The following is a 21046-nucleotide window of genomic DNA, read 5'->3' as shown; positions in this document are numbered from 1 at the left end:
TTAAGTTGTTTTTTTTGAAAACAAACTTTGGATTGTTATTATATTTAGAGGAAACTCTAACATCACATGAGATACGCTCAAAAAAACAGACAACACTAAACCTAATCGGAAGTCATATAAATAACATAATAATATTCCTATCCAAACACCTAAAATAATTATTGTTTTCCTATTGGTTAATTGTTTATGCCATCCAATAATTGTTGTTTTTGAAAACCAATTAAGATAATGGTATATATATGCAAAGGCTATAAATATTTGAATTTTTAAATCTATTTTCTCATAGAAAAAGAACTTTAGATCCTCATAGACACCAAATAGTTTAGCTAAATTAGCGTTAAGTAAATGAAAATTATTACTTAAATAGGTGTTTTTTACTTCAGAAGAAAATTGATAATTAAATATACCAACATCTAAATAAACTAAGCTTAAAGGTAAAACAATAATTAAAACGATATTTAATAAACCATATATCGTTTTTTTATTTTTCACTCCATAAACCATAAAAAGAATTGTAAAAATATATACATGTATAATTGTTGGTAATAAAACGCCAATAATTAAAAGATAAACACTGGTAGTATATGTCCAAATAGATAATAATAATGTTATTAAAAAACTAATAACAAATGCTTTATACGTTTTATAAACCAAAGCTAAAATAGCCGAAATTAGTATAAAAAAGAGAACGAAATTCGTGTATTTCCCAATTTTATAAGTTAAGAATGTAATTGTTGATTCGCTTAAAAATTCTAACATGATAGGTAAACTAAAAATGTAGGGTATAGAATAAATAATAGCAGCTACTAAAACTAAATACTTCCAGTTTTTGTTTGCAACAAAATAGTTTTTATCTGCAATCCAATTTGTTTCTGTTAAATAATGTAAAGGCCCTAAAAATGCATATGCAAAAAGAAATAATTCAAAAGGAAGGAAACAAGCAAGAGCAAAACTAATAAGTAATAATATTAAATTTAACTTATCTATATAAAGAGTTTTCATACGTAGTGGTTTAAAGATATATTTAAAGACATTAAATATATAAACATAAAAAGCTACACATGAAGTGTAGCTTTTGTATGTTTAATTTTTAGATCAATTACTCTATAATCATCTTTTTAGTATCAAATTTTCTACCATCAATAAATAATGTGTAATAATACATACCAGATGCTAAAGATTCACTATTAAAAAATATTTCATGATCTCCTAACTGCTTCAGTGCAACATTATCTATTATTTGACCAGATGTATTACTAAATACAATCGCAGCACTCTTATTAGATGCAGGAACATAATACTTTATAGAAGTAGTCCCATTAAATGGGTTTGGAATATTTTGATATAATATTGGACCACTTTTACTATTTGCTGGGTTAGAATCTTCAACAGATAGTGTTTGACAAGCACAAGCTTCTAATGTTTCTAATCTAGTAGTTAAATCTGCAACTTGAGCATCTAATGTTGCTAAAATAGGAGCTAAATCAACATTTACCGACGTTCCTCCTTCTATAGCTACTGTTAAAGTATTTCCAGATAATGTAGCAGAAGTTAAATTTTGATCATCTGTTCCTGCTCCATCTTGTAAAGCAGACAAATCTACTGTTGTAGGGTTTCCTGTTATTGCTAATGTTGTTCCTGTTAAGGACAACTCTTGCGCATCGGTTCCTGTTCCATCTTGTAAAGCAGACAAATCTACTGTTGTAGCATTTCCTGTTATAGCAAGTGTTGTTCCTGTTAAAGACAATTCTTGTGCATCGGTATTATCTAAATAAGGAGCTAAATCTACGGTACCTGCATCCCCAGTAATACTTAAAGTATTCGTAGTTAAAGAAATAGCCTGAGCATCTGTGTTATCTAAATAAGGAGTTAAATCTACCGTATCTGTACTTCCTGTAATACTCAATATATCACTAGCTACCGAAAGGTCTTGAGCATCTGTATTAATGCCACTTAACCATGCTGTACCATCCCAAACGTATAAAGCGGTATCTTCTGTATCATATACAGCTAAACCTTCGTCTGTAGTTCCTAAAGAAGTACCTAATGCAGTTCTTTCCGTGGTAAGCATACGGTTTAATTGTAAACCTTTTGTTGTTCCGGATAAATCTAAAGACGCATTCGGATTTGGAGTATCTGTACCAATACCAACACTTAAAGGGTTAGTAAAACCACCAAGTACCATGGTATTATCATTAATTGCAGTTGCTGCATTTCCAATAGCAACTGAGTTTATTCCTTGTACATTTGCTGCATATCCAATTGCAATATTATTTGTTGGATCTAAAGCAGATGGATCTGTAGAAGAAGCGGTATAACCAATAACAATAGCTCCATCATTTTGCGCTATTGTTGTAGAACCAATAGCTACAGCTTGTTGATTGTCTACATCTACACTACGTCCAATACCTACTACATCATTTTCTTGAATATCTATTCGATCACCTATACCAACAGAATAATCTGCTAATGTACTCATGTTTCCTAAGTATCCCATCATCACTGAGTAATCACCTCTAACATCATGGTCGTGTCCTAAAGAAATTGAATATTGTCCATCTACAAAAGCTCTATTTCCAAATCCCATTACGTTATTATTACTAGCAGTTATATCATATCCAAAAAACATCGTGTTAGAACGGTTTGTATTGTCAAAATCTGCTAATGATCCCATACCAACATTGTATTGTCCTTCTCTGTTTGAAAAACCAGTAGAGAAACCTACATAGGTATTGTGGTTTGCATTACTTGTATTATTTGTACGGTTATTATCCCAACCCGATTGCGCACCTATAAACGTGTTATAATCTGCATATTCTGTTGCAACTCCAGAGGCAGCTCCGACAAAAGTATTATAAATACCATCCCCAACATCAATACCTGCAGAATCACCTAATGCAGTATTGTGATGTCCATCGTCTACATCACTCATAGATTCACTACCAACAGCTGTGTTTCTATATCCTACATCTGATGAAATTCCAACTTCGTTTCCAATAAAGGTTTGTTTATACCCCGTTGTATTGCTAAAACCAGCATCTTCTCCAATAAACGTATTTTCGTAACCTGTAGTATTATTTGCTCCAGACTCTTCCCCAACAAAAGTATTGTCGTAACCCGTTGTATTATTTTCTCCAGATTCTGCACCAATAAAAGTATTATCTCCACCATTAATGTTTAATCTACCTGCTTCATAACCAATAAATGTATTATCAAAACCTGTAGTATTTGAGTATCCCGCAAGATACCCAATGGCAACTAGCTCACTAGTAGTAACACTTCTTCCGGCGCTATAACCATACAATGTGTTTCTAGATCCTGTAGTTGTAAAAGATCCTGTACTGTCTCCGTAATAGGTGTTAAAATCTCCAGATGTTATGGATACTCCAGAGCCTGTACCCATTGTTTCGTTTAAAGTTTGTGCTTTCATCCCTAACATAGAGAAAAAGAAAACACATAAATAAATGTAATAGTTTTTCATGATTTAATTATTTTGGTTTATGGTTTTATGGTTTAATTACTTTATACTTTACTTAAAACAGCTTTTTGTAATAAAATTACATTAGACAATTTAGCCGCATCTTTTTCTAACTCCTTAGTTCTTTTATTATTTATTTTTTTAGATAAAATAATGTTTAATTTAACTTTTCCGTTGTTAGTAAATTCTAATGCTGTAAACATTATGTTTTCATTAATTTCGAACGTACTATATAGCGTATTATCTATTAAGGTTGCTGTAAACTCTAAGCCCATGTCATCTTTTATAGCATAAAATCCTTTTTCTTGATCGATTATAAATACTTTATATGTGCTACTTTTTTTATCTTTACCTTGTAAATAAGATAAAGAATAGACAAATTCATCTTTAACATCTGTTTCTTTAAATGAAAATTCTGAGGGAAGATTAGCAACAACACCTGTATAATCTGAAACTCTTAAGTTTCCAGAATAATTGCCAAAATAATCGTAAGGGAAAGATATTGGGGTTGGAAATTCTTCATCTATTCTATTTTCTCTTTTCTGAGCAAATGCAGATATATTAAAGAGAACTAAAACAAATAAAATCTTTTTGTAATGCTTAAAATTCATTTATATTCTGATTTTTCAACAATATTTTACACCAAATATTGATTAAATAGACTATAAAATCTTACGGAACACCTTTTTCATCCTGAATTAGACAAAAAAATCACACGAAACAAGTGTTTTCATGCAGGTTAAGAAAGATTAATAGCTTTTACGAATATAATAAATATTTTTAATATAATTTTAAAAATTAAACCTTTACCTATTTATGACGCAAAGATATTTAGTATTGCTTCTAATTTTATTTAGTAATTTATTATTTAGTCAAAAAAAAAATAATTCTAATAAAGAAGAAATAACTACTCGCTCGTTAGATTTTCAATCCGTTACTTTTAATGGAATTTGGAGTTGGTTTTCAGATCCCAGAGCTGTTTATTATGAAGGAAAACATAAAAGAACATATACTGGTTGGGTTGATAATTATGGAGACATCCATATAGCATATTATGACCATGATAATAAAAAAATTAAATCTAAAGTAATTTTTGATAACCTCGAGATAGATGATCATAATAATCCATCTCTATTAATAGACAAAAACGGGTATATAACCGTCTTTTTTAACTCGCACCTACAAAATGAAAAACCTTTGTACATGGTTAAATCTAGTACTCCAGAACGTATCGATAATTGGAATACAGTAAAAGAGTTATTTCTAAACGATGAAACACACTATAAAAATGCAAAAAACTTAAATCATACCTACACCAATCCTATTCAATTAAGTGCCGAAAATGATAAAATATTTCTATTTTGGAGAGGAGTGGACTTAAAACCTAATTTTGCAACATCTATAGACAATGGAGAAACATGGAGTTCTGGCAAAATTCTTTTTAAGCCTAATGAAGTCGCTTCTTTAAAAGTGCCTTATACAAAAGTGTATTCGGATGGAGTGTCTAAAATCCATTTTACTTTTACTAATGGGCATCCAACTCAAGAAACTTCTAACGCGATCTATTATATGTATTATGAAGCTGGCGCTTTTTATAAAGCAGATGGAACAAAAATAAAGACTATAGACGAGTTACCTATTCAAGAACAAGATTTGGATGTTATTTACAAACAAACACCTGAAAACAATAAAGTTTGGAATTGGGATATTGCGCAAAGTAAAAACGGAAACCCAATAATTGTCTACGCAAAATTTCCTGATAGCGAAAACCATATTTACTGTTATGCTATATGGAAAAACAATAAATGGCATAATTATGACTTAATAAATTCTGGCACTAGTTTTCTTGATATCCCAGAAGGGGACAAAGCTTCAGAACCAAATTACTCTGGAGGAATTACTATAGACCATGAAACGCCAAACACATTATATTTATCGGTTAAAAGGAATGATTTTTTTGAAATAGAAAAATGGATTACCAAAGACGATGGAAAAACTTGGAAAGTGAAGCATATAACTAATAATTCTACTAAAAATAATATTAGACCATTTGCCATTCGAAATGCAAAAAAAGATCAGTATCCGCAAATTTTATGGATTCAGAATACAAATTACATTAATTACTCCTTGTTTTCTGTAAATAAAAACAGAGCGCTTCACTTTGAAGACAGGTATAAAACAGCCATAAAAATGGATGTTAAATATCCTAAAACAGACATAAAAACAACAAAAGAAGGAATACTTCAAACCATGCGTGAATTAGCAGATTGGCAGTTAGAAAACCCTTCTGCTTTAAAAAAAGGAGAACATGAATATGGTATCTTTTTAGATGGATTAAAAGCTTTTTACACGATTACTAATGAAAACCGATACAAAAATGAAGTGCTTAACATACTTCAATATGAGGAAGAAGTTGAATTTGATGTACTTTCACTAGAAAACCTTATTTGGAACTTTAACTTAGGAGATAATCGAACGGTAGTAAATAGATTAAATGCATTAAACACAGAAGATATAGAACAAATAAACCCAGATATTAAAGTAGTTACCTTATCGAAGCTATTAAGCTTAATTAATGAAAATGATAATTTAGAAAAGGAAAATCTATCGCAATTATACCTTAAACATGTAGCCGATTTATTGAAAATCCAAAAAAACGTTACAAATTATAAACAGCTATACACAAATGCACTTTCTATTTATACAATTGCTAAAGGAATTAATGATGGTGTTATTCCAATTAGCCACAAGCAAAAAACAATAGAGTCTTGGATATTATTAATGCAACCCATATTTGAAAAAAAATATAAAAGTGAAGAATGGAATATTGGCATCTCTGGAGCCATTCTTTTAGCTAGTAATGAAATATATAATTTATTAGATTAAATTATATATCCAATTTATATTTCTCCTATCTTGCCATTAATTTTAAATAAATTACTACTGTTAACATGATAAAAGTTGAAAGAATTGTAAGCTTTATTCTTTTTATAATTGTATTTATTGTATACTTTATTTCTGCACCAAGAACCATCACTTTTTGGGATAGTCCAGAGTTTCTAGCTAGTAGTTATAATTTACAGGCAACTCATCCTCCTGGATCCCCTTTTTACACGATGCTTTGCAGTATTATTTTACAGTTTTTTCCTGTAACAAAAGTTGCTTTTATTTCTAACTTAATATCCGGTTTTTTTGGAGCACTAACCGTAACTTTCCTATTTAAAATAACCTATTTTATAACCACTAAAATACAAATAAATTCATCGCTATTTGAAACTAAATACTTACCCTTTTTTACTGGTATTACAGCTGCCTTAACATTAGCATTTTCTAATAGTTTTTGGGTTGCCGCAACAGAGACTGAAGTCTACACACTTTCATTTGCATTAATGACAATAATGATTTATGTAATGCTAAAATGGGAGAATACTTCTAATAAATATATTGAAAGGAGACTTCTTTTATTATTTGCTTTGCTTTTAGGAATAGCAAGTAGTGTTCATTTAATAACCATTTCTATAATTATTCCATTATCGCTTCTATTTACGCATAAAAAATATGGTTTAACTATTAAAAACATCGTTTTATCCTTAATTATTGGGACTGTACTCTTTTTTAGTATTTACTTATTTGCTATACAAGGTCTTATTAAATTAAGTTATACCATAGATTTATGGTTAGTAAATACTTATAATGCAAATGTAAATACAGGTGTGCTAATTACAATTCTATTATTAGTCCTATTCTTTTCGGTTACATTATGGATTACCTATAGAAAACAAAAAATCATAATACACTATTGTACTTTAGCTTTTCTGTTTTTTTTAATTGGTTTTAGCTCCTATATTATGCCACTTCAAAGAGCGAATGCTAATACATTAATTGCAAATGGCGTAAGTACTAGTAATAGAATGTTACAATACATTAAAGGAGATCAATTTGGAATTGGACATATACCACTTCTTAAAGGATATACATATAATGCTCCTTTAGATAAAAATGTACCTTTTACAGATGGAAAACCTATTTTAACTTATAATACTTCCAAAAAAAAATATATTACAATAGACGATGGGAAATATAATCAGGTAAACTATTCGGAAGAATTTTCCATGTTATTTCCTAGATTATTTGACGCTGGTAATGCAGGAAATTATAAATCTTGGACTACAATAAAAGGAGCGCCTATTAATTACCCAGTTAATGGGGAGAACAAAACACTTTATAAGCCTACCTATAAAGAAAACTTCCACTTTTTTATAAATTATCAAATCTCTTGGCTAAATCTAAGGTATTTATATTGGAATTTTATAGGGAAACAAAACAACAATCAAGGCTTAGGTTATATAAAAGATGGGAATTGGGTAAGCGGAATTAATAGTATCGATAAATCAAGAGTTGGCGACTACTCCATCATGCCAGATCGTTTTAAAAAAGATAAAAGTAGAAACACCTATTATTTTATTCCTTTTCTTTTCGGAATTTTAGGATTGCTTTCCCTACTAAAAAGTAAAAAATATTTATTAACAACACTTTTTATTTTCTTAGCTTTTGGTGTAGGTATTACCATTTACATTAACCCAGTTCCATCTAGTATTTTAGTTCGAGAACGGGATTATATTTTTATGGGGGCATTTGTAATTTTTTCACTTTGGGTAGGACTATCCATTCTTTATATCTACAACGCTTTTAAATTTATTTTATCTAGTAAAACGAGACTGCTAATTGTAGCTAGTATTGTTTTTATTGGTGCACCTATACAACTAGTAGCTAAAGGATGGAATGATCACCAACGTAGTTATGACACTTTTGCATACGATTTTGCTAAAGCGTATCTAGATTCATGCCCAGAACAATCCATACTTATTACTAATGGAGACAACATGACTTTTCCTTTATGGTACTTACAAGAAGTTGAAAAATATAGAACAGATGTGAGAGTTCTAAATTTTGATCAAATGAATTTAGATACACATATCGATAAACTGAAACATAAAATATACAATTCCAATCCAATTGAAATTAGCTTAGAGAAAGATTTTTATGTAAATGGTGTCGATAAATTAATTCCACTTCAAAAAGAAACCAATACTGCAGCTGTATTGCCTGTTTTATTTGAATTTTTTAAGAATAGCAACACAAAAATTAATTGGAATGGAAAGTTAAGACATTACATACCTGCAACCAAATTTGCTATCCCTATAGATACTGCAAAAATAAAAAGCAAACACCTAAGAGCTAAAGCATTAAATGCTCAATATACCAATAAGATAGCATGGGAATATGCTAAAGACTTTTACGGTTTAAACGAGATTGTATTACTAAATATAATTAATAATAATATTGAAAATAGATCAATATGCTTTGCCATTAATGGAAAAACTAGTCATTATTTAGGCCTGCAAAATTACTTTATTCAAAATGGCTTAGTAGAGGAGTTAGCTCCCATTCAAAGAAAAAACCCTCTAGCAAACCAGAAAATTGTTAATACAAAAATGATGTATCCTTTTTTAATGGAGAAAGTACAATTTAATAGACTAAATGATGATACAAAATTTATTACTTATGAAAATAGAACTTATGCGCAAGATATTTTAAGGCGTAATTATTATTTTTTAGCACAAGCATTATTAGAAGAAGGCAAAAAACAACAAGCCATAGCTGTTTTAGACAAATCTTTTTCTGTTTTACCTAATAACACTATTGCTTATAAGCAATATGCATATGCATTAGGTAAATTATATTTTAGAGCTGGTCTACCTAATAAAGGCACTAAAATATGTGTTTTAGCTATTAATAATCTCTGGGAAGAACTGCAATGGACAACCTCTTTTAACCCGCCAAATCCAATAATAAATGTAAAACATGCTGAAAAATTAAAAAACATGTATTTACAAATGATAAATCAATTCCCTGGCGATAAAGAAATTATTATATCTAACAAACAACGCTTTAAAAATTTTGAACCAAATTATATACAATGGCAAAAGATAAATTGGCCATATTAACCTAATTATTTAAAATGTTTTCATTTTCAACCGAGATTACCTCTTCCCAAATAACTTCAGACCAACCATTATTTCAAAGAACATTAAAAGCATATCATTTAATAGCTGAAAAAATACATGGAAATGTTTTAGAAATTGGATGTGGAGAAGGCTATGGCTTAGATCTTATTCTAAAAAAAGCAAAGAATATAACTGTTATAGATAAATCTAAATATGTATTAGATAAAATAAAATACAGACATCCAAAAACCACAATTCTACATCAAAACATACCTCCTTTAAGTAATTTAAAAGACAATAGTTTTGATGTGGTTATTTCATTTCAAGTAATCGAACACATAAAAGATGTCAATCTTTTTATTAATGAAATTCATCGAGTTTTAAAACCTAATGGAAAAGCATATATAACTACCCCTAACGCAAAAAAATCGATAGCAAGAAACCCTTGGCATGTTAAAGAATATAAGTATTCGGAATTAAACGACCTAATTAAAAAAAAATTTATAAAATATACTATTGAAGGTATTCAAGGTAATAAAAAAACAGATCAGTATTATTTTAAAAACGAACAATCTGTTAAGCGAATTATGCGCTTTGATATTTTTAATATACAATATAAACTGCCTAAAACATTACTTAAAATACCTTATGAAATAGCAAATAGAATGAATAGAATTACGCTATTAAACAAAAATAGAGAATTAGTTAACAACATAAAATTAGAAGACTATTCACTTCAAAAATACTCTAAAGACACCTTAGATTTTTTCTGTATATTAACAAAGTAATATTTATTAAATGCAAGACGAACAAATAGACATTGTTTCAAAAACAGGTGAAGCTACTGGGAAATCTGTAGCAAAATCTATAATTCATCAAAAAGGCTACTACCATAACACAGCACATATTTGGTTTTATACTCCAAAAGGCGAGATTTTATTAGCACAACGAGCTGCTTCAAAAGTAATTTGTCCTTTACTTTGGGATGTTTCGGTTGCTGGCCATGTAGATGCTGGCGAAACCATAGAGCAAGCTGCTATTAGAGAAATACAAGAAGAAATAGGATTAAGTATTTCAAAAAAAGATTTACAAAAAATTGGTGTTTTTAAATGTTTTCAGACTTATGAAAACGGTATTATAGATAACGAATTTCACCATACTTTTTTAGCAGGTTTAAATGTAAATATTTCCGCTTTAAAATTCCAAAAAGAAGAGGTTGAAGGACTTAAACTTGTTCATATTACTGAATTTAACGAGTTATTAAAACACTCGAAAAGTAATAATCATTTCGTTGCAAGCAATAAAGCATACTACACTAAAATTATAGCTGAAATTTTAAAAAGAATACCTTAATTTAGCCAAATGCATTTACTCGCTTTAGCAATAGCTCCGGTTTTTTTAATCATATTGTACATTTATTACAATGATAAATACGATAAAGAACCCAAACTTCTACTTTTTTATAGTTTCTTACTTGGTGCAATTGTAAGTATACTAGTTACAACCATACTTTATGTGATTTCCGATTATACAATTCCTATTGCTATTGCTGGTAATACAAGTGTGCTACAACTTTTTATAAAAGCTTTTTTTATCGTTGCTTTAATTGAAGAGTTTAGCAAGTACATCATTGTACGCTATTTTGCACAACCAAATAAAGCTTTTAATGAGCAATTTGATGGCATTGTTTACGCGGTAATGGTATCCATGGGTTTTGCAGCTACCGAAAACATTATGTATGTCCTTCAAGGAGGCATAGAAACTGCACTTTTAAGAGCTTTTACTGCAGTTCCTGCACATGCTACATTTGCTGTATTAATGGGCTATTTTATGGGGAAAGCAAAGTTTTCCAACAATAGAATGATCCTAAACCTATTAGGTTTACTACTAGCAATACTATTTCATGGTGCTTATGATTTCTTTTTATTCCTAGAGTTTATTCCTGGTATCTGGATTGGTGCTTTTATTTCGCTGTTTATTGGTGTACTACTTTCTCGAAAAGCAATTAAAAAACACTCTAATAATTCTAGATTTAAAGATTCTTCAACAATATAAAACTTAAAACTATAACAAATTAGCAGAAATATAATCTTCCAACTAAATCGTTTTCGTAATTATACATATCTTTGCTTGCATTTAAATTTATAATAATGAACACATCTTATACAGTAAAAATCAATGACGCTTCAGAAATTGATATTACAAAAAATGACGCATTAGCATTAGATAATATAAAAATTGCTCCTTCAAAATTTCATATACTTCAAGAAAACAAATCGTATAAAGCAGAAATCACAGAAGCAGATTTTAACAAAAAAACGTATAAAGTAAAAGTTAACAACAACACATACAAAATACTAATTAACAATAGTTTAGATTCGTTAATAAAAGAAATGGGATTTACCATTGGCGCAGCCAAAAAAGTAAAAGACATAAAAGCGCCAATGCCTGGGTTGATTTTAGATATCAATATAAAAGTAGGTCAAGAAGTAAAAGAAGATGATGCTCTTTTAATTTTAGAGGCCATGAAAATGGAAAACGTTATAACCTCTCCAAGAGATGGAATTATAAAATCGATTTCTATAAAAAAAGGAGATGCTGTAGAAAAAAACCAACTACTCATTGAATTTGAAGCATAATCTAAGTAAACTATAAACAAAAAGATTCCCGTTTTTTAGGGAACGATAAATAAATTTATCGATGAAAAAAATACTAGTAGCAAATAGAGGTGAAATTGCCATTCGTGTGATGCAAACCGCAAAAAAAATGGGCATCCAAACCGTAGCAGTCTACTCTACTGCAGATAGAAATGCACCACATGTAAAGTTTGCAGATGAAGCCGTTTTTATTGGAGAAGCTCCTTCTAATCAATCGTATTTATTAGGAGATAAAATTATAGCTGTAGCTAAAAATTTACAAGTAGATGCTATTCATCCAGGATACGGTTTTCTTTCTGAAAATGCCGATTTTGCAGAAGCTTGCGAAAAGAACAACATCCTTTTTATTGGTCCAAAATCGAAAGCAATTAAGATTATGGGAAGCAAATTAGCAGCAAAAGAAGCTGTTAAAGCATATCATATACCAATGGTTCCTGGTACAGATGAAGCGATAACAGATATTCCTGAAGCTAAAAAAATAGCTAAAGAAATAGGCTTTCCAATCCTTATTAAAGCTTCAGCTGGAGGTGGTGGAAAAGGAATGCGTGTGGTAGAAAAAGAAGCCGATTTTACTTCTCAAATGGATCGTGCTATTAGCGAAGCTGTTAATGCTTTTGGTGATGGTTCCGTGTTTATTGAAAAATATGTGACTTCACCAAGACATATCGAAATTCAGGTAATGGCAGATACACATGGTAATGTGATACATTTATTCGAAAGAGAATGTAGTGTACAACGTCGTCATCAAAAAGTAGTAGAAGAAGCACCTTCTGCCGTTTTAACCCCAGAAATGAGAGAAAAAATGGGAGAAGCCGCAATAAAAGTCGCAAAATCTTGTGATTATGTTGGTGCTGGAACTGTAGAATTCCTTCTAGATGATGATCTTAATTTCTATTTTCTAGAAATGAATACTCGTTTACAAGTAGAGCATCCAGTTACAGAATTTATCACAAATACAGATTTAGTAGAATTACAAATTCGAGTAGCTAGAGGAGAAACACTTCCTATTAAACAAGAAGATTTAAAAATTCATGGCCATGCGCTAGAATTGCGTGTATATGCCGAAGATCCTTTAAACGATTTCTTACCTAGCGTTGGTAATTTAGAAGTCTATAAACTACCTATTGGCAAAAATATTCGTGTAGATAATGGTTTTGAACAAGGTATGGATATTCCAATTTATTACGATCCTATGCTCGCAAAACTAATTACCTTTGGAGAAACTAGAGAAGCAGCTATTGAGCTTATGCTAAAAGCAATTCAAGAATATCAAGTAGAAGGTATTGAAACCACCTTACCATTTGGAAGCTTTGTTTGCCAACATGAAGCATTTCGATCTGGAAACTTTGACACACATTTTGTGAAAAAATATTACTCTTCAGAAGCTTTAAAAGAAAAGCAGGAAGAAGAAGCTAAAATTGCTGCATTAATAGCTGTTAAACAATATATTGAAGACCAAAAAGTATTGCGATTACCTATAAAATAATTTACAATACTCAAGATATAAAAACAGTAGCGATGTTTCATTATTTTAATTTAAATAAAAAGTAACCATACACTGCATTGCGCCTTTGCGTTTTTGCGAGAAAAAAGTATTTAAAAATGGAATCCAAAATAAAAAACCTCAACGAAAAACTAGCACAAGCCTATTTAGGAGGCGGGCAAGCAAGAATTGATAAACAACACCAAAAGAAAAAACTAACTGCTAGAGAACGCGTTATGTACTTACTAGACGAAGGTTCTTTTGAAGAAATTGGTGCTTTGGTAACACATAGAACGAAAGACTTTGGTATGGAAAACCAACAGTTTTATGGAGATGGTGTTGTAACTGGTTATGGAACCGTAAACGGAAAACTTATTTACATATTCGCACAAGATTTCACTGTTTTTGGTGGATCCTTATCCGAAACACACGCAGAGAAAATTTGTAAGGTTATGGATTTAGCGCTTAAGGTAGGTGCACCAATAATTGGTTTAAACGATTCTGGTGGAGCACGTATTCAAGAAGGTGTTCGTTCGCTTGGTGGTTATGCCGACATATTTTACAAAAACGTACAGTCCTCTGGAGTGATTCCGCAAATATCTGCAATCATGGGACCTTGTGCTGGTGGTGCAGTATATTCGCCAGCAATGACCGATTTCACTATTATGGTAGAAGATACCAGTTACATGTTTGTAACCGGTCCAAACGTTGTAAAAACAGTAACGAACGAAGAAGTAACTAGCGAAGAACTTGGTGGAGCGAGTACACACTCCTCTAAATCTGGAGTAGCACATATTACAGCTTCCAATGATGTGGAATGTTTAGAAGATATTAAAAAACTTATAAGCTACTTACCTCAAAATAATACTGAAACTCCCACACAACTTCCTTTTGAATTACAAGACGAAGTACGTGATAACTTATCGAATATAATTCCTAGTAATGCAAATAAACCGTATGATATGCATGCAGTTATTTCTGGTATTATTGACGAAGATTCGTTTTACGAAATACATAAAAATTATGCAGAAAACATTGTAGTAGGTTTTGCTCGCTTGGGCGGAAGAAGTATTGGTATTGTTGCTAATCAACCTATGTTTTTAGCAGGTGTTTTAGATGTTAATAGCTCTAAAAAAGCCGCACGTTTTGTTCGTTTTTGCGATGCATTTAATATTCCGATATTAACATTAGAAGATGTTCCAGGATTTTTACCAGGAACCGATCAAGAATGGAATGGTATTATTGTACATGGCGCAAAACTTTTATATGCTTTTAGTGAAGCTACTGTACCTAGAATTACTGTAATTACTAGAAAAGCCTATGGTGGCGCTTACGATGTAATGAATTCAAAACACATTGGTAGTGATATGAATTTTGCTTGGCCAAGCGCAGAAATTGCGGTTATGGGAGCTAAAGGTGCTGCTGAAATTATCTTTAAAAAAGAAATTAAATTAGCTGAAAATCCAGAAGAAAAATGGAAGGAAAAAGAAGCAGAATACGCTGCACTTTTTGCAAATCCGTATAGTGCTGCAGAACGCGGGTTTATAGATGAAGTGATTCTACCTAAAGATACCAGAAGAAAGCTAATTAAAGCTTTTGCAATGCTTGAAAATAAAGAGGTTGTAAGACCAAAACGCAAACATGGTAATATTCCGTTATAATTTCTGCGCAGACAGAAAACCTCTATATCTTAAGTCATTTTTATCATGCACCACGCTCCTACTATTAGCAGTATACTTTCGCCAGAATATCTTTCAGGATTTGTAAAAAAGCAATATAATCTAGATGCTTCTACAACGTGTAGCATTTTAAAAACCGGAATTAATCATACCTATTTAATTTCATCTTCATCTAAAAAATACGTTTTACGCGTCTATTTTTTAAATTGGAGAACCCAAAATGAAATTGAAGAAGAATTAAATTTATTAACCTATTTAAAACTTAATGGGTTTTCTGTTGCCTTTCCTATAAAAAATATAAAAGATACTTATATACAAAGTTTAAATGCTTCCGAAGGAAAACGTTTTGCAGTTTTATTTTCTTATGCAGAAGGGGAAACGATACGAAATCCTTCCAAAGAAATTTGCAATACTATTGGCAAAACGATGGCAAAATTTCATCAGTTTACTTTAAATAAAACGATAGACAGGATAGATTACAATGCGAATACTCTTGTAAATGAAGCCTATCAAGCTGCAACAAAATTCTTTAAAAAAGGGTCTGAAGAAATGGCTTTTTATAAACGAGCAAACAGTAGAATTACTACCGAATTTGAAAAGTCAAATACCGGCGAATTACGAAAAGGTGTTGTGCATTTAGATTTTTGGTATGAAAATATGAAGATTAAAGGTGCTACTGAAATTACCATTTTCGATTTCGATAATTGCGGTAATGGCTGGCAATTTCTAGATATTTCCTATTTCTTAATGATTTTGTTTAGGAACGAACCTAACAAAGAAGTTTTTAAAGAAAAACAAATTGCTTTTTACGAAGGCTATGAAAATATCACTCCAATTAATAAAGAAGAAAAACGATTAATTCCTTTTGGTGGTTTAGCGATTTGGCTACATTATAATGGGATTCACATCCAACGATTTAACGATTTTTCTAATCCGTTTTTAAGTGAGGAATTTTTAAAATACTGGATACATACTGTCAAGCAATGGATGGTGTTTAATACTATAAAAATTTAAAAAACTATTTGCTTTAAATTTTTGCCTGATATGTATACAGTTCAAAGTATCTTCCTTGTGAAGCAATTAATGTATCATGAGTACCACGTTCAGCAATTTCACCATTTTCAATAACTAGAATTTGATCCGCTTTACGAATCGTACTCAATCTATGTGCAATTACTATAGTCGTTCTATTTTTAGTTAATTGCGATAAACTCTTTTGAATTAGTGCTTCACTTTCTGTATCTAAATTAGAAGTAGCTTCGTCTAGAATAATAATTTTAGGATCTGCCAAAATAGCTCTTGCAATGGCTATTCGCTGTCTTTGACCTCCAGATAGCTTCACTCCTCTTTCACCAATTAAAGTTTCTAAACCATCCTCGAATCTATCTGTAAATTCATTTACATACGCTGCTTTTATTGCTGCTTGTACTTGTGCTTCGGAAGCATTTGGCCTAGGAAACATAATGTTTTCTCTAATGCTTCCTTCAAATAAAAACTCATCTTGCAAAACAACACCTAAATGTTTTCGGAAGCTATTTAATTTTACTTTAGAAAGATCTTGACCATCAATTGTAATTTGACCAGATTCTGGATTTAAAAAAGTTGCAGATAATCCAGCGATGGTAGATTTTCCAGATCCGGAACTACCAACCAAGGCAATTACCGAACCAGAAGGTGCATTAAAATCTATATTGTGTAATACAGGTTTACCTGCTTCATAAGAAAAATTAACCTTATTAAATGCAATGTCTCCTTTTACTGTTTGTAGTTCTATGGTTCTGTTTTCGTCATCCGCTTCAGCTGGCATATTCATTAGCTCTTCTGTTCTATCTAAACCAGCTAAGGCTTCGGTTAATTGACTTCCAATATTACTCATTTGAATAATTGGTGCAATCATAAATCCTAGAACTAAAGTAAAAAACAGAAAATCTCCAGTAGTCATTTCATTTTGAATCATATAATAACCACCAATACCCATAATTCCCGTAGTTGCCACTCCTATTAAAAATGTAGAAGAACTTGTCATTAAAGCAGTAGCTGTTAAACTCTTTTTTACATTTTGATATAATCTATCTACTCCTTTTTCGAAAGCTATGTTTTCTTGTTCTTCTGCATTAAATGCTTTAATTACACGAACTCCTGCTAAAGTTTCGGTTAATCTACCAGTAACTTCTGCATTAATTTTACCTCTAGTTCTAAAAATTGGTCTTATATATTTGAATGCTTTTAATGCTATTATTCCGAAAATAGATAACGGAATAAACACAAAAAGTGTCATCCATGGATTTAGTTTAATTAAGATAATTAGTGAAATAATTGCTGTAAATGTTCCTCCTACTAATTGTACTAAACCTGTACCAATGAGGTTTCTAACTCCTTCCACATCGGTCATTATTCGAGAAACCAATGCACCAGACTTGGTATTATCGAAAAAACGAATTGGTAGAGAAAGCACTTTTTTTTGTACTTGTGCACGTAACTCAGAAATTAAATATTGCGCTTGCACACTCAAAATCTTAGTAAGCAAAAAAGAAGTAATTGCTTGCACCGTTATTGCACAAATTACAATTAGAATTAAGGTCCATAATTTACTTGTGTTTCCACTTGGGACTACATCATCTAACAATACTTTACTTTGCCAAGGCAGTATTAAACCAGAAATACTTTTAATTACAATTAATACCAAACCAATAAACACCAATTTACGCCTAGGCCAAATAATGGTTTTAAACGCCTGTTTTAGGGTTACTTTTGACTTAGATTTATCTTTAGAGTCTGGAGTTTTTAAATGTTGCATGTCTATTATTATATCTAGCAAAGATACGTTTGAAAACCTAATAGGCTTTAGTGTAAGAACAAATGTTTTGTTAATTTAATACTATGGCACAAGTTGTATTTCCTATTTACAACCTCTTATAATAAAAGAAAGAGCCACTTTCGCGGCTCTTTTTTCCTTAACATTTAATTTACGAACTACTCTATAAGTACTTCCTGTAATTTTTTCTTAATTCAATTTATATGGAATTCAAATATCATTAATTACTAAACGCTGCTAAAAATTAAAATAAAACTTTGTTAATTGAAATAGAACCATCAGAAAGAGAAGTTCTAACAAATAGAACACGCTGACTTTTTGTAATAGAATTATCTTTAAATATTGTAGCATTTATTCCTTCTTTTTTAAATATTCTTTTTCCTAAAACATCATAAATTACTACTTTATCTATATTATGTAAAGAAGACTTTATTTGTAATTGTTCATTTTCATCACTAGAAATAAGTACTGCACTATTACTATTAACATTAATAATTTCTTCAATACCTAAAGTTTGAGTATTAAGATCAGACTCCCAAACACCTCTACCATAGGTTCCTGCTCTTAATTTATTGGTTGGATAAAAAATTTCTAAATCTCTAACAGCAGCATTAGGTAAATTAGTCATAAATGGTTGCCATGAAGTCACATTATTATTAATAATAAAGACACCAATATCTGCTCCTACATAAATTTCATCTGCAATACCAGCATTTCTAAAAACCAGCGTATTTATTGGTACGTTTGGCAGTCCTGCAGAAATATTAGTCCATGTTACACCTCCATCGGTAGATTTAAATACTTTATTTACACTATCATAACCAGAATATGTTACCCAAACTTTATTTGCATCTATATTAGAAACAGTTATACTTGAAAATGCAACAGTAGTTGGTAATGTACCTGTAATATCTGTAAATGATCCTCCTGAATTTGTTGATTTAGAAATAGCATCCATTTGTACCGTATAAATAACCGTTGGATCACTTGGTGCAACTACAAAATCTGTAATACTACCAGTACCTGGAGATGTTCCTAGAGCCGACCAATTGTTACCTTGATCTACAGATGTGTATAACGTTGGTGTACCACCAGAATAAAGTTTCAAGTGATTTACTGGATCCATTTTAAAAGGACTATAAAAATCTATACCAGTTGGAAGTCCTGACTGAATTGGTGTATTTGTTTCGGCAGGATATTCAACACGACTATATTTGCCTTCTACATATTGCACATAAATAATATTATCATCTGTATAATCGATAAAACATTCACCTCCATCACCTCCATTGATACCATACCAATCATTTAATGAAGCATCGTTTAAAATAGTCCCATTATCTTGCTCACCAGCAACAATACCGAATGGGTTGTTACTAGACAATCCCAATTTAACAACTTGACCAATGGCTAAATTACCGCTAATATCTGTCCATTGATCCCCATTATCGGTAGAAATATAAAAGCCACCATCATTACTCGAATACATTATTGAAGAACTACCTGGTTTATATACAAGCTCATGAACATCTGCATGAATCTCTCCGGAATTCCAAACCGATTTATTTGACCAATTTACACCACCATCTGTAGATTGCCAATGGTTAACACCACCTACTGTAATCGTATTTGGTGCTGTAGGAGAAGCTACAATTGCTAAATCATAAAATGCTTGTCCACCAGAATCGGAGCCATCAAAATCATATCCTAATAGGTTTGGTGTTGTAGACATGGTAGTAAAATTATTTCCACTATCTGTAGAACGATACGTACCCATATAAGATTGATCGCTATCTTTACCAATTACCGCATACACATAAGAGTCATTTCCAGGAGTTACAGCCAAAGCTATTCGAGAAACATTAGAAGTTGGTAAGCCATTACCAGCTAATGACCAAGTTGCTCCAAAATCTGTTGATTTATAAAATTCTGTACCAGAAGCATACACAGTTCCAGCATTTAATAATCCTGGTTTAAATTCCATATCCTTTAATACTGGAGTACCACTACTAAAAGTACTACTATAATAGGTATCCCAACCATCTGTGGTATAATAAGCACCATAGCTTGAGGCTACAATCATTTTTAAAGGATCATTTGGATCCATCAATAATTTAGAAAGTTTCTCCTCGTATGATGCAGGATCAAAAACAAGAGATGTAGTATTCCATGTTACACCTCCGTCTTCAGATTTTAAAATCCCTAAACTATTTCTATTACCTTCAATATCTCCAGTTGCTAAATACATTATTTGTGTATTGGTAGGATCTATTGCTAAATCTGAACATCCAATAACCGCTAAGAAATCTGTATTTGTGGTCCAAGTTGTACCTCCATCTGTAGAATTCCATAAACCACCATCTGGCGCTCCAACATACATGTTATTTGCATTTGTTGGGTCGAAACGCACAAAATTTACTCGCCCAGCTCCAGTACCTGTATAAGGCAAAGGTCCGTTTGCGGCACCTATTGGTCCAAGTTGAGTCCAGTTACTTATTACTGTAGTAGAAGATCTATTAAATGGATTCGCTTTTGCTAATTGCCATTTCATATAATTATCGTAGGTTGTAGTAGGTAATGACATATCTCCAGAAGGATATACTCTTGGTGTCATATAATCTTCCCAACGCTTAAAAGGTTTATATCCTTTTCCTCTTTCTGGTGATTTACCTTTCCAATAAGTATTAAAATTTTCTTGTACTTGATAAAAGGTAACCCCTTCGTTATTATTCATTTTTGTCCAATCTATTTTCGATTGAAATTTCGAATCGGATTGTGAAAACATCATTACATATGAAAGCAACAATGTTACTAAGTAGATTTTTTTCATTTTTAAAAGTAGATTTATAAATTATATATCTACAAAAATCCACATATTCTATTTTAGTATCATAGTTTTAAACTACGCAATAACTACGCATTCATA

Annotated in this window: 14 protein-coding genes; 9 read left to right on the top strand and 5 right to left on the bottom strand. The window is 31.1% G+C overall.

What is annotated here, in order from left to right:
- The 3 genes from ACVC3Y_RS04280 to ACVC3Y_RS04270 form a co-directional block, all read right to left on the bottom strand.
- Complete coding sequence (locus ACVC3Y_RS04280) at window positions 1–1002, bottom strand: hypothetical protein (RefSeq protein WP_452226212.1); 1002 nt, start codon at window positions 1000–1002, stop codon at window positions 1–3.
- A 97-nt stretch (window positions 1003–1099) separates the two neighbouring features.
- Window positions 1100–3481 carry a beta strand repeat-containing protein gene (locus ACVC3Y_RS04275; RefSeq protein ID WP_452226211.1) on the bottom strand — a complete coding sequence of 794 codons (2382 nt, stop codon included), beginning with the start codon at window positions 3479–3481 and terminating at the stop codon, window positions 1100–1102.
- A gap of 41 nt (window positions 3482–3522) precedes the next feature.
- Window positions 3523–4089 carry a hypothetical protein gene (locus ACVC3Y_RS04270; protein ID WP_303424458.1) on the bottom strand — a complete coding sequence of 189 codons (567 nt, stop codon included), beginning with the start codon at window positions 4087–4089 and terminating at the stop codon, window positions 3523–3525.
- A 205-nt stretch (window positions 4090–4294) separates the two neighbouring features.
- Between ACVC3Y_RS04270 and ACVC3Y_RS04265 the strand changes: the two genes are divergently transcribed.
- The 9 genes from ACVC3Y_RS04265 (at window position 4295) to ACVC3Y_RS04225 (ending at window position 16319) form a co-directional block, all read left to right on the top strand.
- The gene (locus ACVC3Y_RS04265; protein WP_452226210.1) at window positions 4295–6364 is read left to right on the top strand and encodes a BNR-4 repeat-containing protein; all 2070 of its coding nucleotides are present in this window, start codon (window positions 4295–4297) and stop codon (window positions 6362–6364) included.
- Between the two features lie 65 nt (window positions 6365–6429).
- Window positions 6430–9486, top strand: coding sequence for a protein O-mannosyl-transferase family (locus ACVC3Y_RS04260; protein ID WP_452226209.1), 3057 nt, complete (start codon window positions 6430–6432; stop codon window positions 9484–9486).
- Window positions 9487–9500: 14 nt separating this feature from the next.
- Window positions 9501–10274, top strand: coding sequence for a class I SAM-dependent methyltransferase (locus tag ACVC3Y_RS04255; RefSeq protein WP_303424449.1), 774 nt, complete (start codon window positions 9501–9503; stop codon window positions 10272–10274).
- 10 nt (window positions 10275–10284) lie between these two features.
- Entirely contained in the window at window positions 10285–10839 is a 555-nt protein-coding gene (locus ACVC3Y_RS04250; protein ID WP_452226208.1) for an NUDIX hydrolase, read from the top strand.
- A 9-nt stretch (window positions 10840–10848) separates the two neighbouring features.
- Window positions 10849–11541 carry a PrsW family intramembrane metalloprotease gene (locus ACVC3Y_RS04245; RefSeq protein WP_452226207.1) on the top strand — a complete coding sequence of 231 codons (693 nt, stop codon included), beginning with the start codon at window positions 10849–10851 and terminating at the stop codon, window positions 11539–11541.
- Window positions 11542–11636: 95 nt separating this feature from the next.
- Window positions 11637–12125: an acetyl-CoA carboxylase biotin carboxyl carrier protein subunit gene (locus tag ACVC3Y_RS04240; protein WP_452226206.1), complete on the top strand. Its 489-nt coding sequence runs from the start codon at window positions 11637–11639 to the stop codon at window positions 12123–12125.
- A 61-nt stretch (window positions 12126–12186) separates the two neighbouring features.
- Window positions 12187–13629 carry an acetyl-CoA carboxylase biotin carboxylase subunit gene (accC, locus tag ACVC3Y_RS04235; RefSeq protein WP_452226205.1) on the top strand — a complete coding sequence of 481 codons (1443 nt, stop codon included), beginning with the start codon at window positions 12187–12189 and terminating at the stop codon, window positions 13627–13629.
- A gap of 116 nt (window positions 13630–13745) precedes the next feature.
- Window positions 13746–15287 carry an acyl-CoA carboxylase subunit beta gene (locus ACVC3Y_RS04230; RefSeq protein WP_452226204.1) on the top strand — a complete coding sequence of 514 codons (1542 nt, stop codon included), beginning with the start codon at window positions 13746–13748 and terminating at the stop codon, window positions 15285–15287.
- Window positions 15288–15332: 45 nt separating this feature from the next.
- Window positions 15333–16319: a phosphotransferase gene (locus ACVC3Y_RS04225; protein WP_452226203.1), complete on the top strand. Its 987-nt coding sequence runs from the start codon at window positions 15333–15335 to the stop codon at window positions 16317–16319.
- A 13-nt stretch (window positions 16320–16332) separates the two neighbouring features.
- Here the strand turns inward: ACVC3Y_RS04225 and ACVC3Y_RS04220 are convergent, their stop codons facing one another.
- Both ACVC3Y_RS04220 and ACVC3Y_RS04215 read right to left on the bottom strand, forming a co-directional pair.
- Window positions 16333–18102, bottom strand: coding sequence for an ABC transporter ATP-binding protein (locus tag ACVC3Y_RS04220; RefSeq protein WP_452226202.1), 1770 nt, complete (start codon window positions 18100–18102; stop codon window positions 16333–16335).
- Between the two features lie 262 nt (window positions 18103–18364).
- Window positions 18365–20950, bottom strand: a complete 2586-nt coding sequence (locus ACVC3Y_RS04215; protein WP_452226201.1) for a hypothetical protein — start codon at window positions 20948–20950, stop codon at window positions 18365–18367.
- Between the last annotated feature and the right edge of the window lie 96 nt (window positions 20951–21046).

The sequence above is a fragment of the Lacinutrix cladophorae genome (genome assembly GCF_053604645.1).
Note: the sequence above shows the minus strand (reverse complement) of the source record. Positions and strands in the feature narration are given on the sequence as shown.